Genomic DNA, 12,825 nt, shown 5'->3' with positions numbered 1-12,825 from the left:
ATTCATTTGCGATGTCGACGCTTATTCACCTTTCCGCCCTTACGTGAACTGACCCCCGAAAGTTGGACACCTTATCCCTTGGAGGGTGTTCCATGACGAAATACAACCTGGCGCTCAAGCAGGCACTCATCGAAGAGTGCCTTTCTGCCCGCAGTGTTCATGAAGTGGCACTGAAGCATGAGCTGAGCCCTTCGCTGCTGCGCCGCTGGGTAAAGGGCTATGAGAAACACGGCGCAGCCGGTTTGATTCCCAAGTACAGTCACTACGATGCTCAGTTCAAATTAAAGGTTTTGCAATGCATCGAGCAAGACGGGCTGTCTGCTCAGCAAGCATGCGTAAGGTTTGATATCCGTGGGCCGAGCAGCATCAGGCAATGGAAAAGGCTGTACGATGAAGGCGGAATAGAAGCCCTTCATCCGAACCGTGCCCGAGAGTTAAACATGCCCCGCAAGCCATCAAAGCAATCCAGCGCAGGACCTTCTGCACCTTCGGATCGTGAGCTCACGCCTGAGCAAATGCTCGAAGAGCTGGAATATCTGCGCGCGGAGAATGCCTATCTAAAAAAGCTCGATGCCTTGATCCAAGCGGACCCACGCACTGCGCAGGCAAGAAAACGCAAGCTGTCCAAGGATTAAGGCGTGAGCATCGACTCGCTCTGCTGTTGCGCGCTGCAGGCCTGGCACGCAGTACCTTTTACTACCAAAGCAAAGTGTTGCAGACCGACAGGCATGCTGCCCTCAAGGAACGCATCGACAGGGTCTATCACCAGCATAAGGGGCGGTATGGCTACCGCCGTATCACTGCGGTTCTTGGGCACAATGCCGAGGTGATCAATCACAAGAAGGTGCAGCGGCTGATGCAGTTGATGGGCCTCAAATCGCTAGTCAAAGTGAAGAAATATCGCTCGTATCGAGGCTCCGAGGGGCTTGTTGCATCTGATTTGCTCAAGCGTGAATTCAAGGCGCAGGCCCCTAATCAAAAATGGGTAACCGACGTGACAGAGTTCAAGGTAAAGGGCCAGAAGCTATTTCTTTCGCCGGTGATGGACCTGTACAACGGCGAGATCCTCGCTTATCAGATCAACCGACGCCCTGAGTTCAGGATGGTTTCGACAATGCTGGAGCAAGCTTTCGAGCGGCTGAATCAAGATGACAAACCAATATTGCACTCCGATCAAGGCTGGCAGTATCAGCAGCCAGCTTACCGGCACATGTTGGCCGGGAAGAATATCGAGCAGAGCATGTCGCGAAAGGGAAACTGCCTGGACAACGCCGCGATGGAAAGCTTTTTTGGCACGCTCAAGAGCGAGTTCTTTTATCTGGAATCGTTTGAGAGTGTTGAACAACTGGCATCAGGGCTAGAGGATTACATCGCTTACTACAACCAAGAACGCATCAGTCTCAGACTAAATGGCTTGAGTCCGGTACAATTTCGGACCCAAGCGCTGAACCCATAGCGTACCCTGTCCAACTTTCGGGGGTCAGTTCAACGGCGGGTAACTTTTTGAAGGATCAAAAAGTCACCAAAAAATCCTCGCTCCATTCATCCGGCCCCTACGCTTCGCTCCGGGGTTCCCTCACTCCGGCCTTGCTCCCGGGAGGACCGCGCTGCAGGGCCCATCCTGGGCCCCAGCGCTTGACGGGCATCCATGCCCGTCACCTCCCTCCGCAAGACCTCCGTTCGGCCTCCTGAAGTCGCGAAGTTACGGGCGGCGCCTAGACTGGCGCAGCTGTCGCTAGTTGAAAGCTTAGTTGATCTCTCGACCGTATCGCGGGGCAAGCCCGCTCCCACGCGATAGTCGCCGTTATATATAATCCTGTAGGAGCGGGCTTGCCCAGCGAAAGGGCCGGAACAGCCAATACATAATTAACTGTAAAATAAGTAATTTCACATTTCTTGCTCTTGCTCTTGCTCTTGCTCTTGCTTCTAAACGCGCGATAGTCCAGGCGCCGCCAATTGCGACTTCAGGAGGCCGAGCGGAGTTCTTGCGGAGGGAGGTGACGGCCATGGATGGCCGTCAAGCGCTGCGCCCCAGGATGGGGCGTTCAGCGCGGTCCTCCCGGGAGCAAGAACGGAGCGAGGGGACCCCGGAGCGAAGCGCAGGGGCCGGATGAACGGAGCGAGGATTTTTTGGTTCCTTTTTGATCCTTCAAAAAGGAACTCGCCGTAAGGGCGAAAAGGTGACTATGCGTCGACATCGCAAATGAATGCACATACAACTATCAAAACAACCGGCCTCAGCTACACGCCCAACGCATAATCCACCTGCAAAACCGGCAGCCCCGATTGACGCCACCCCCCGCCTGGGTAAGGCTACCCCTTCCCCCAAACCATGAGACCACCAATGCTGATCGATCCCCGCAAGGCCACGCTGCTGGTCATCGACATCCAGGAAAAACTCATCGGCGCCATGAGCGACCCCGAAGGCACCGCGGCCCGCGCCCGCTGGTTGCTCGCGGCAACCGCCGAGCTAAAACTCCCAACGGTAATCTCCGAGCAATACCCCAAGGGCCTGGGCCACACCCTGGCCGCCCTCAGGGCCGCGGCACCGGCCGCCGAAATCGTCGAGAAACTGCACTTCTCCTGCGTCGCCGCCGAATGCCTGCCCCCCAGCCTGCTCGACCGCGAACAGGTAATCGTCTGCGGTATGGAGACCCACGTCTGCGTGCTGCAGACCGTGCTCGGCCTGCGCGCCCTGGGCAAGCAGGTGTTCGTGGTCGAGGACGCCTGCGACAGCCGCACCCCACAGAGCAAGGCAGCGGGCCTGACGCGCATGCGCGATGCCGGGGCGCAGGTGGTCACTCGTGAGATGGTACTGTTCGAGTTGCTGGGCAGCTCCAGCCACCCGCTGTTCCGCCAGATCAGCAAGACCTACCTGGTCGGTGAACAGCCCTGAACGCCCGCCTGCTGACCACCGCGCTGCTGGCCCTGGGCCTGCTCCAGGGTTGCGCCGGGCGACGTGAGGAAGCCGCCGAATCCGACCCGGCCAAGGTCCGCGCCCAGCTCGTGCGCCTGCTCCCAGCCCAGGTCAAGGACCGCCAGGGCTGGGCCGAGGATATCCAGGTGGCGTTCCAGGCCCAGGGCATCAGCCCGAGCAAGAGCAACCTGTGCGCGGTGCTGGCGGTGACCGAGCAGGAGTCCACCTTCAACGCCGACCCGCAGGTGCCGAACCTGGGACGCATCGCCCGGGAGGAGATCGACCGCCGGGCGTCGCGCCTGCATGTGCCCAGGCTGCTGGTCGATGGCGCGCTGGACACGCCCTCGGCCAACGGCAAGACCTACCAGCAACGGCTGCTCGCCGTGCGCAGCGAAAAACAGCTCAGCGCCCTGTACGACGAGGTGATCGGCGGCCTGCCGTTGGGACGCTCGCTGCTGGGCGGGTTGAACCCGGTGCGCACCGGCGGGCCGATGCAGGTCAGCGTGGACTTCGCCGAGCGGCACGCCAAGGGCTATCCCTACGACCATCCGGGCAGCATCCGCCAGGAGGTGTTCAGCCGCCGCGGCGGGATGTACTTTGGCATCGCCCACCTGCTCGGCTACCCCACCCACTACGAGCGCCAGCTATACCGCTTCGCCGATTTCAACGCGGGTTGGTACGCCAGCCGCAACGCGGCGTTCCAGGCCGCATTGAGCCGGGCGAGCGGGGTGTCGCTGGCGCTCGATGGCGACCTGATCGCCCCCGGCGCCATCCTGCCCGGCACCACCGAGCAGGCGGCGCGCAAGCTGGGGACGAAGCTGGGGCTGCGCAATCCGCAGATCAGGGCTCAGCTGGAGAAGGAGAATGGCCTGGAACTGGAGGACACCGCGTTGTATCGCGGGGTGTTCGCCCTGGCCGAAGCGAAGGCGGGCAAGGCGCTGCCACGGGCGGTTTTGCCGGGGATCGAGCTGAAGAGCCCGAAGATCACCCGCAAGCTGACCACCGCGTGGTTTGCCGGCAGGGTGGATGAGCGGTATCAGCGGTGCATGAAGCATTGAGATGGTCCCTGTAGGAGCGGGCTTGTCCCGCGATGGCGCCAGTCGAGCCAACATCGTCGCCTGCTCTGACGCCATCGCGGGGCACGCCCGCTCCTACAAAGGCATTCAACTGTCGCCGAGGGCCTTGACCACCTGATCGACACTGGCCTTGAGCCCCGCCACGGTGTCGTCAGGATCGGCGTCCACCACCAGCAACTTCGCCCCGGAAGCGGTAATCACCTCGGCCACCTTTGCGTCCGGCTGGCGATGGTGCAGCACCAGCGCCACATCCTGCGCCTTGAGGTTCTCCCCCAGTGCCATGAGCGTCGCCTCGTCCCACTTGTCGTCGGCCGGCAGCTGTTGCTCGACCACATCCAGGTTCAACCCGCTGGCCAAGTAGCCCAGACGCTCGGACAGGCTGACCACGGTCAGGTTGTCGACTTCGGCCAGGCGTGTCTGGCTGCTGGCGGTCAGCTCAAGCATCTGCCGCTTGAGGCCGGCCAGGTTGCCCTGGATCTTCGCCTTGTCGGCTGGCGAGAGGCGTTCGAGATCGTTGGCCACTACATCGGCCATGCGCCCCAGGTTGGTCGGGTTCAGCCAGGGATAGGCGGCGAAGGCCTCGTCACCCTTGACCGCGATACCGGGCAGGGCGCCATCCACCGGGCGCGCGGCGTCGATCTCGACGATGCGGATGTTGCTGCGCCGGGCCATGGGGTAGAGCGGGTCGTCGCGCCAGATCGAACGCACGCCGATCACCGCGTCGGCTTTCGATGCCGCTTTTTGCAGGCTGACGCCGCCACGACCGCTGAAGTACGAGGGCTGGCGGCTGGCCGGCAGGTTGGCCGGGGCGGCGCGCTGGAGTTGCACCGAGGTGCCGTCGAGCAAGGCGCTGGCCAGGCTGTGGGTCACCGGCAGGGTGGTCAGTACCTGGGTGGCGCCGGCCATCAGCGGCAGGCCGCTCAGGGCCAGGGCCAGGGTGAGTTTCTTCAGGGTCATGCCGGGTTTCCTTGCAGGCGGGGGACGAGGGCGCGGGCCAGGGCGGCGAGGGCGAAGCAGACACCGGCGACCAGGATGATCGCCGCGCCCGAGGGCACCGGCAGGTCGAAGACGATCGGCAGCAGGATGCCGAGCAGGGTGCTCAGGGTGGCGATGATCACCGAGACGAAGAAGAAGCCCTTGAGCGACTGGCTGACCAGCCGCGCCGCCGCCGCCGGGATCACCAGCAGGGCGCCGACCAGGATCGCGCCGATCACCTTGACCGAGGCCACGGTGACCAGGGTCACCAGCACCACGAACAGGTAGTCCAGGGTCTTCACCGCCACCCCGCGTACCGCCGCCAGCTGCGGGTTGAAACTGGCCAGCATGATGCGGTTGTACAGCGGCAGGGCCAGGGCCAGCACCAGCACGGCGACGATGGCCAGCACCAGCAGGTCGTGGGCGCTGACGGTGAGCACCGAACCGAACAGCACGTTCTCGAGGATGTGCACGTTGATCTTGCCGGCCAGCATCAGCAACAGGCTCGCGCCCAGGGCCAGCGACACCGAGAGGAACACGCCGATCAGGGTATCCGGGGACAATCCGGTGCGGTTGCGCAGGAAGTTGAGCAGGATGCCGAACAGCAGGCAGTAGCCGAACAGGCTGCCGTACGGGCCGGTGTAGGGCTCGCCGAGCAGGATGCCGATGGCCACGCCGGTCAGTGCGGCATGGCCGACCGCCTCGGAGAAGAAGGCGAAGCGCTTGACCACCACCAGGGTGCCCAGCCCGCCCAGCACCGGGCCGATCATCAGGCCTGCCAGCAGGGCGTTGACCACGAAGCCGTAGGCCAGCGCCTCCGGCAGGTAACCAGCGGTGGCCCAGTCCTGGACCAGCTGGCGGAACGATTCGAAACTCATCAGGCAAGGCTCTCGCTGCGCGGGTGGACGGAGAACAGCCCGAGCAGGCGCTCGGGGGTCAGGGCCTGGGCCGGCGGGGCGTCGAACAGCACCTGGCGGCTCAGCCCGGTGACCCGGTCGGCCAGGCGCAGCACCGCTTCCAGGTCGTGCTCGATCCACAGCACGGTGGTGCCGGCCTGGCGCCAGCCGTGCAGCAGTTGCTCGAACACCTGGATGCCGGCCTCGTCGAGGGCCGACATCGGCTCGTCCAGCACCAGCAGCTGTGGCTCGGGGATCAGCCCCTGAGCCAGCAGCACGCGCTGGCGCTCGCCGCCGGACAGCGCGCCCATGCGCCGTTTGCGCTTGTCGAGCATGCCCACCCGCGCCAGCGCCGCGTCGATCGCCGGGCGCACGCGCCGGGACAGGCCGAGGAACGCCGGGCGGCGCTGGCACATGGCGGCCATGAAGTCGTCCACGGTCATTGGCAGGCCGCGGTCGAATTCCAGGGCCTGTGGCACGTAGCCGATCACTTCACGCTCACCGGGCCAGTGCAGGGTCAGCTGGCCCTGGTGCGGCATCTGCCCGAGCAGGGTCTTGATCAGCGAGCTCTTGCCGCCGCCGTTGGGGCCGACGATGGCGTGCACGCTGCCGGGGGCGACGCTGAAGCGCACGTTCTCGAGAATGCGCGTGCGGCCGAGGGTGAGGTCGATGCCGTCGAACTCGATGCGCGGTCCGCAGGCGCTGGTGAGGTTGGCGGCGGCGGTCACGTGCGGTTCTCCTGGATGGCCTGGACCACCGTGTCGAGGTTGCGCTTCATCTCCACTTCGTACTTTTCCTTGGTGTACTCGCCGTAGGAGATGTGCGTGAGCGGGTAGATGCGCACGCCGGACTCGCGGTGGATGGTGTCGACGTAGGCCGAGGGGAAGTCCATCTCCGAGAAGATCACCTTCACATCCAGGGCCTTGAGCTGGTCGATGGTCTTCTTCAACTGTGCCGGGCTCGGTTCGATGCCGTGGGCTGGTTCCACCACGGCGGTGACCTCCAGGCCGAAGTCGCGCACCAGGTAGTCGTAGGCGGCATGGATGGTGGCGACGGGGAAGGTCGCGTCAGGCGCCTGGGTGACCTTGGCCAGGGCCTCGGCGCGCAGGGCTCGCAGGCGCTTGGCGTAGGCCCGGGCGTTCTGCGTGTAGAGCTTGGCGTTGTCCGGGTCGAGCTTGCCCAGTTCGCGGGCGATGTTGTTGACCTGGGCGATGGTGGCGCTGATCGACAGGAAGGTGTGCGGGTTGACCACCTTGCCGGCGCCGCGGGCGGCAATGCCGGTGGCCGCCAGCAGCGGCACGTTGGCGTTGGACTCGATGGTCTTGATGTCGGGTTTCTCGCTGGCCGCGATCATGCGGTCGGCGAAGTCATCGTGGCCGACGCCGTTGAGCACGATCACGTCGAGACTGCCGATGCGCTTGATGTCCTCGGCGCGGGGCTCGTAGGCGTGGGGGTTGAAGCCGGCCGGGATCAGCGGCACCACCTCGGCCTTGTCGCCGACGATGTTGCTCACGTAGCTGTAGTAGGGGTGCAGGGTGATGCCGATGCGCAGCGGCTTGCCGTTGTCGGCGAGGGCCACGGCGGGCAGGGCGCAGGCCAGGAGCAGCGCCAGGGTGCGGCGGGCGAAGCGAAGCATGGGCAGGTCCTTAGTGACGGTGTTGGCGGGTGACCCCGGCGTCGTAGTGGGTGACGATCTGCTGCCAGCCGGAGGCGATCAGCGCATCGCTGTCCAGCGCGTCCGGGGGCAGGGCGGTGCTGTCGCGGCGCAGCCAGACATCCGGCTGGGCATCGTTGGCAGCGGGCAGGATCACCAGGAAGCTGCCGGCCAGTTGGGCGTCCTGGCTGCGGCCCAGGTAGGCGCCATTGGCCAGCAGCGACCACTGGTGGCTGCCGCGGCTCTGGCTGCTGGCGTCGCTGACGAACGGCGGCAGCCCCTCGTCGGCCAAGACCTGGGCGTCCGGGGCGACGCCGTTGTCCTCGCGCAGGGCACGGATCTCCTCGACGGCCACCCACAGGTCGGTGTGGATGCCCTGTTCGGCGGCATTGAGGTCGCGGCGGGCGTCGAGCTGGTGGGCGGCGATGGCCTGTTCATCCTCGCGCTCGCCGCGCACGGCCACCACACTGGCGGCCAGCACCATGATCAGCAGCGCGGCCAGCAGCACGTAGAGGGTCTCGTGCCCGGCACCGGCCGGGCGCACCACCTGGGCGCGGCTCATGGCGCACCGATATCGGCGTGGTCCACTTCCACCACGTGGCCGGGGCCGGCATCGAACAGCACGTAGAACTCACCCTCGGGGCGCTTGAAGGTCAAGGTCGAGTCGTCGCCGAGCTTGCTCGCCACCAGCACCTGCTCGTCGTAGCCGATCACGTCCAGGGTCACCCCGGGGGCGCCGCTGCCGTCGGAGAAGCCGCCCTTGCAGGTGATCTGCTCGCCGTGCTCGGTGCACTCGCACATCGGGTTGTGCGCCAGCGCCGGGGTGGCGGCCAGGGCCAAGAGGGGCAGGGCGAGCCTGCGCATCAGCTGTTTCATTTGTTGCCTCCTTGTTTCTCGAGCCAGGCCGCAGTGGCGGGGGATGCCTTGGCCAGCGGCACCGAGGCCTGGTACATCTTGCCGTCCCAGCCTTCGATGGTGATCCAGATGTCGGCGTCGGGCCGGGTGCGTGGCGGGATTGGCAGCGAGGTGCCCATGCGCGCCGGCGCGCCGAAGAAGATCGTGCCGGCGGCGCGCAGGCTGCGCGGCTTGCCCACCCGCAGGTAGGTGGCCTTGACGCCTTCGTCGCAGCTTGTGCAGGCGGCGTTGAAGGCCTTGAAGTAGCCGGCCGGGCCTTCGGCGCGCGGGGCCTCGTCGCGCAATTCGGCCAGGTCCAGGGTCCAGCGCCCGACCTGGATATTCTCGACGATGTTGGCGCCCAGGCCGCTGTCGCCACGGAACAAGCTGGCGTCGGCGAAGTACTTGGGCATGAAGCCCAGCGGCACGAGGATCAACAGGATGTTCAGGTGGAAGCGCCATTTCAGCCACAGCTGCTTCAGGCCGCTGGGCGGCAGGGTATCGGTCTGGCTCAAGGTTGGGCCTCCAGGGTGGTTGGGCTGGCCGCGGCGCGCTTGCGTGCCGGACGCTCGCCGCGCTTGAGGGCGGCGAGGGTGGCCTGGGTGGTGCGCTTGGTCCAGATCAGCAGGCCACTGAACACCATCAGGGTCAGCACCAGGCCAAAGAAGAACCAGATCAGCTTGATCGCCAGGCCACCGAAATCACCGGTGTGCAGCGGGCGCATGGATTCGGTGACGAACTCGAGGGCCGAACGGTCGCCAAGCAGGAACTGGCTGTCGACGTTGCGCGTGTAGGGGTTGACCTCGGCGGTCTGGAACATCAGCGGGTACCAGCCACGCCCGCCCATGCTGTAGTGGCTGTAGGCGGTGGCCGGCAGCGAGATGAAGCTGATGTCCAGGCCGGGAATCTTCTGGCTGGCGATGCGTGCCGCCTGGTCCAGGTCAATGCGTGGTGCGGGGCCGCCGTCGGCGGTCTGTGGCACCTGTTCGCGGGCGATCACTGGCACGATCGGCTCGCTGGAGATCGTCACGTGGTTGTCGGCGAGAATCGCCTGGATCAGGAACCAGGTGCCGGTAATGGCGATCACCGCGATGAACCAGATCGACCACACGCCGGCCAACCGATGCACGTCGCCCCAGAAGATCCGTGGGCCGTGGCCGGTACGCACCGGCTTGAAGAAACCGCGCCAGAACTTCTTGTACACCACCAGCCCCGTGACCAGCGAGGCGAGCATCGGCAGCCCGAGCAGCGACACCAGGTACCAGCCCCAACTGTAGCCGTTGGTGAAGGGCACCAGCCACCAGCCATGCAGGGCACGGGTGAAGGCCTCGAAGTCGAAATCCGGGCGCTGGCCCTGGATGGCCCCGGTGTAGGGGTTGACGTAGAGCAGCGCGTTGGTGCCATCGGCGCGGGTCACCGAGGCCTGCAGGGCGAAGTGCGAACCGTCCGGCTGGCTGAAGAAACGCACCGCCAGCTCAGGTTCGGCCTTGTGCATGGCGTCGAGCACCTGCTGGTAGCTCAGGCGCTGGCTGTCGTCGTCGGGCTTGCTGGCGCGCACGTCGGCGTTGGCCAGCCAGACGATCTCCTGGCTGACCACCGCGAGCATGCCGGTGAAGCAGACGATCAGGACGAAGAACCAGATCGGCAGGGCAAGCCAGCTGTGGACCAGGAACCACAGCTTGGAATTGGATTTCTTTCTCGATTGTCGGGCCATCGCTCGGTCTTCTGCATATAAAAATACGGTCGAGTCTGTGCTCAACCTGGAAGGCTGCATAAGTAAGGACGAATGAGAATCAGAAAGCTGCCAAAGCAAATGAAAGAAAATGTTTCAAGAACTGGACGTGACCTCCGTCGAAACCGCTGCCTTGGCCGTGCGCGCCTGCTTCTGGCTGCGCTTGAGCGCGTTGGCGGTGGCCAGGGCGGTGCGCTTGCTCCAGATCAGCAGGCCGCTGAGCACCATCATGCTCAGCAGCAGGCCGAAGAAGAACCAGATCAGCTTGCTCGTCAGGCCGGCGAACTCGCCGGTGTGCAACGGGCGCATGGATTCGGTGAAGATCTCCACGGCCTTGCGGTCGCCGAGCAGGCGGCTGGCCTCCATCGCCCCGGTATAGGGGTTGATCTCGGCCTTCTGGTACACCAGCGGATACCAGCTCATGCCGCCGATGCTCAGGTGGGCGTAGGCATTGCTGGGAAAACCGACATAGTCGACGGTGAAACCGGGGATCTCGCGCTGGGTGATCCTCACCGCTTCGTCCGGGCTGATCATCGGCGCGGGGGTGCCGTCGGCGGTCAGTGGCACCGTCTCGCGGGCTACCACCGGAATGATGGGTTGGCTGGAGATGGCGATATGGTTGTCGGCGAGCAGCGCCTTGACCAGGAACCAGGTGCCGGTGATGGAAATCACCGCGATGAACCAGATCGACCAGATGCCGCTCAGGCGGTGGAAATCGCCCCAGAAGATCCGCGCGCCCTGGTTGAAGCGCAGGGTCGGCTTGAAGAAACCTTTCCAGAAGCGCTTGTAGATCACCAGGCCGGTGACCAGTGACGCAAGCATCGGCAGCCCGAGCAGCGACACCAGGTACCAGCCCCAGCTGTAGCCGTTGGTGTGGGGCACCAGCCACCAGCCGTGCAGGGCGCGGGTGAACTCTTCGAAGTTGAACTGCGGCGGGACGCCCTGGATGTGCCCGGTGTAGGGGTTGACGTAGACCCTCAGGGTGCGGCCGTCGGGGTAGGTGACGTCCGACAGCATGGCGAAGTGCGATTCGCTCAAGGTCATCAGGCTGGCCACGGCGATGCCGGGCTGGTCGCGTTGCATGGCCACCAGCAGCTCGTCGTAGTTCAGCCGCCGGGCCTCGTCCGAAGGCGGGTTGGCGCGGGTTTCCGGGTTGGCCAGCCAGACGATCTCACGGCTGATCACCGCCAGGGTGCCGGTGACGCAGACGATCAGCACGAAGAACCAGATGGGCAGGGCCAGCCAGCTGTGCACGAGGAACCAGATTTTCGAGCGGGACTTTTTCGACATGGGGTACGCAGTGTCAATGGCGAAGTTCAGGGGCAAAAGCCCGGCCGTATCAGAAAGAGACGCATGAGCAGGGCAAAACCTGATGGATCATTTGCAAGCAAGTGTTTCCAAGGCGTCCTGCGGGTTGTGGGAGCGGTCGACTAATTTGCCTGCCCCTCGAAACGTCCTCCTATCACCGGACACGAGCGTGCCCATGGGTCGCCGGTCCCTTTATCGAATGTGTACAGGAGGCCCGTCATGGGTGTTGCTGTGGGATTTACAGTGCGTCCGCTGTTGCCGGAGCAGGGACGTTTGCCGTTGCTGGTGGAGGCGGGTGACGACGACACCAGCCTGTTGGAGGTGTTCGACGAGCTCAAGGCGCTGGTGGATGAACACCTGCCGCGCGACGGCGGCATCCTGTTCCGCGGGTTCCGCCTGGAGGGCGCCGAGCAGTTCCGCCAGTTCGCCGCCAGCTTCGGTCACCCGCTGCTCAACTACGAGTTCGGCTCGACGCCGCGCACCAATGTTACCCAGGGGGTCTACACCTCCACCGAGTACCCGGCGCACCAGCATATTCCGCTGCACAACGAGCAGGCCTACTCCCGCGACTGGCCGATGAAGATCTGGTTCTACAGCATGATCGCCGCGCGCAGTGGTGGCGAGACGCCGATCGCCGACAGCCGCGAGGTCTATCGCCGCGTGCCGGCGCACGTCCGCGAGCGTTTCGTCAGCAAGGGTCTGATGTACGTGCGCAACTTCGGCAACGGGCTGGATGTGTCGTGGGAGGATGTATTCAATACCGATGACCCGCAGGAAGTCGAAGCCTACTGCAAGGATCACGGCATCACCTGCGAATGGAAAGATGACGGCGAGCTGCGTACCCGCCAGGTGTGCCAGGCGGTGGCCCGGCACCCTGTGACCGGCGACATGGTCTGGTTCAACCAGGCGCACCTGTTCCATATTTCCAACCTGCCGCCCGAGGTGCGGGAAAGTCTGCTGGATATCGTCGACGAGGAAGACCTGCCGCGTAACGTCTACTACGGCGACGGTTCACCCATCGAGGACGAGGTCCTCGACGAGATCCGCCAGGTGCTGGAAGACTGCAAGATCAGCTTCCCCTGGCAGGAGGGCGACGTGATGATGCTCGACAATATGCTCGCCGCCCATGCCCGTGCGCCGTTCGAAGGCCCGCGCAAGGTGATCGTGGCAATGGCCGAGGGGCACTCGCTGGACCAGGCCTGACCTGCCGATCGTTCCTGCAGGCCGGCGCGACCTCCTGTAGGAGCGGCCTTGTGCCGCGAAAGGGGCGCACAGCGCCCCCCATCGCTCCCGCGCCGAGCGCCTGCCGCTAAATCATCCCCCCGCCCATTCGTTCTTGTTGATGCGCCCGGACCTTCCGGTCGCGCCGCCGA

The 12,825-nt window shown here is 64.6% G+C and carries 13 protein-coding genes; 4 read left to right on the top strand and 9 right to left on the bottom strand.

Annotated features, from left to right (window positions below):
* The first annotated feature begins 92 nt into the window (after positions 1–92).
* The 3 genes from HU751_RS21430 (at position 93) to HU751_RS21420 (ending at position 3,975) form a co-directional block, all read left to right on the top strand.
* Positions 93–1,456 (top strand): IS3 family transposase gene (locus tag HU751_RS21430; RefSeq protein ID WP_437181031.1). Its coding sequence is split into 2 segments (ribosomal slippage): positions 93–605 and positions 608–1,456, totalling 1,362 coding nucleotides; the frame shifts between segments, so codons are not numbered across the junction.
* 888 nt (positions 1,457–2,344) lie between these two features.
* Positions 2,345–2,896: an isochorismatase family protein gene (locus tag HU751_RS21425; RefSeq protein ID WP_186732216.1), complete on the top strand. Its 552-nt coding sequence runs from the start codon at positions 2,345–2,347 to the stop codon at positions 2,894–2,896.
* Positions 2,893–3,975, top strand: coding sequence for a DUF1615 domain-containing protein (locus tag HU751_RS21420; protein ID WP_302469095.1), 1,083 nt, complete (start codon positions 2,893–2,895; stop codon positions 3,973–3,975). Before HU751_RS21425 ends, HU751_RS21420 begins: the two co-directional genes overlap by 4 nt.
* A 105-nt stretch (positions 3,976–4,080) precedes the next feature.
* Here the strand turns inward: HU751_RS21420 and HU751_RS21415 are convergent, their stop codons facing one another.
* The 9 genes from HU751_RS21415 to HU751_RS21375 form a co-directional block, all read right to left on the bottom strand.
* Entirely contained in the window at positions 4,081–4,950 is an 870-nt protein-coding gene (locus tag HU751_RS21415) for a metal ABC transporter solute-binding protein, Zn/Mn family (protein ID WP_186732217.1), read from the bottom strand.
* Positions 4,947–5,846, bottom strand: a complete 900-nt coding sequence (locus HU751_RS21410; RefSeq protein ID WP_050706538.1) for a metal ABC transporter permease — start codon at positions 5,844–5,846, stop codon at positions 4,947–4,949. The genes HU751_RS21415 and HU751_RS21410 overlap by 4 nt, the downstream gene beginning before the upstream one ends.
* Positions 5,846–6,592 (bottom strand): metal ABC transporter ATP-binding protein, encoded by a 747-nt coding sequence (locus HU751_RS21405; protein ID WP_050706537.1) that lies wholly within the window; start codon positions 6,590–6,592, stop codon positions 5,846–5,848. The genes HU751_RS21410 and HU751_RS21405 overlap by 1 nt, the downstream gene beginning before the upstream one ends.
* Positions 6,589–7,500 (bottom strand): metal ABC transporter substrate-binding protein, encoded by a 912-nt coding sequence (locus HU751_RS21400; protein WP_186732218.1) that lies wholly within the window; start codon positions 7,498–7,500, stop codon positions 6,589–6,591. The genes HU751_RS21405 and HU751_RS21400 overlap by 4 nt, the downstream gene beginning before the upstream one ends.
* Before the next feature lie 10 nt (positions 7,501–7,510).
* A complete protein-coding gene (locus HU751_RS21395; RefSeq protein ID WP_186732219.1) occupies positions 7,511–8,080 on the bottom strand; it encodes a DUF6162 family protein in 570 nt (189 codons plus the stop codon).
* A complete protein-coding gene (locus tag HU751_RS21390; RefSeq protein WP_050706534.1) occupies positions 8,077–8,394 on the bottom strand; it encodes a hypothetical protein in 318 nt (105 codons plus the stop codon). The genes HU751_RS21395 and HU751_RS21390 overlap by 4 nt, the downstream gene beginning before the upstream one ends.
* A complete protein-coding gene (locus tag HU751_RS21385; protein ID WP_186732220.1) occupies positions 8,391–8,927 on the bottom strand; it encodes a PA2404 family protein in 537 nt (178 codons plus the stop codon). The genes HU751_RS21390 and HU751_RS21385 overlap by 4 nt, the downstream gene beginning before the upstream one ends.
* Positions 8,924–10,126 (bottom strand): PepSY-associated TM helix domain-containing protein, encoded by a 1,203-nt coding sequence (locus tag HU751_RS21380; RefSeq protein ID WP_186732221.1) that lies wholly within the window; start codon positions 10,124–10,126, stop codon positions 8,924–8,926. Before HU751_RS21380 ends, HU751_RS21385 begins: the two co-directional genes overlap by 4 nt.
* Before the next feature lie 114 nt (positions 10,127–10,240).
* Entirely contained in the window at positions 10,241–11,434 is a 1,194-nt protein-coding gene (locus tag HU751_RS21375; protein WP_186732222.1) for a PepSY-associated TM helix domain-containing protein, read from the bottom strand.
* A 237-nt stretch (positions 11,435–11,671) separates the two neighbouring features.
* On the opposite strand from HU751_RS21375, the gene HU751_RS21370 reads away from it, so the two are divergent.
* Positions 11,672–12,655, top strand: a complete 984-nt coding sequence (locus tag HU751_RS21370; RefSeq protein WP_186732223.1) for a TauD/TfdA family dioxygenase — start codon at positions 11,672–11,674, stop codon at positions 12,653–12,655.
* Positions 12,656–12,825 lie beyond the last annotated feature (170 nt).

The organism is Pseudomonas peradeniyensis, from assembly GCF_014268935.2.
GTDB classification, from domain to species: Bacteria; Pseudomonadota; Gammaproteobacteria; order Pseudomonadales; family Pseudomonadaceae; genus Aquipseudomonas; species Aquipseudomonas peradeniyensis.
Note: the sequence above shows the minus strand (reverse complement) of the source record. Positions and strands in the feature narration are given on the sequence as shown.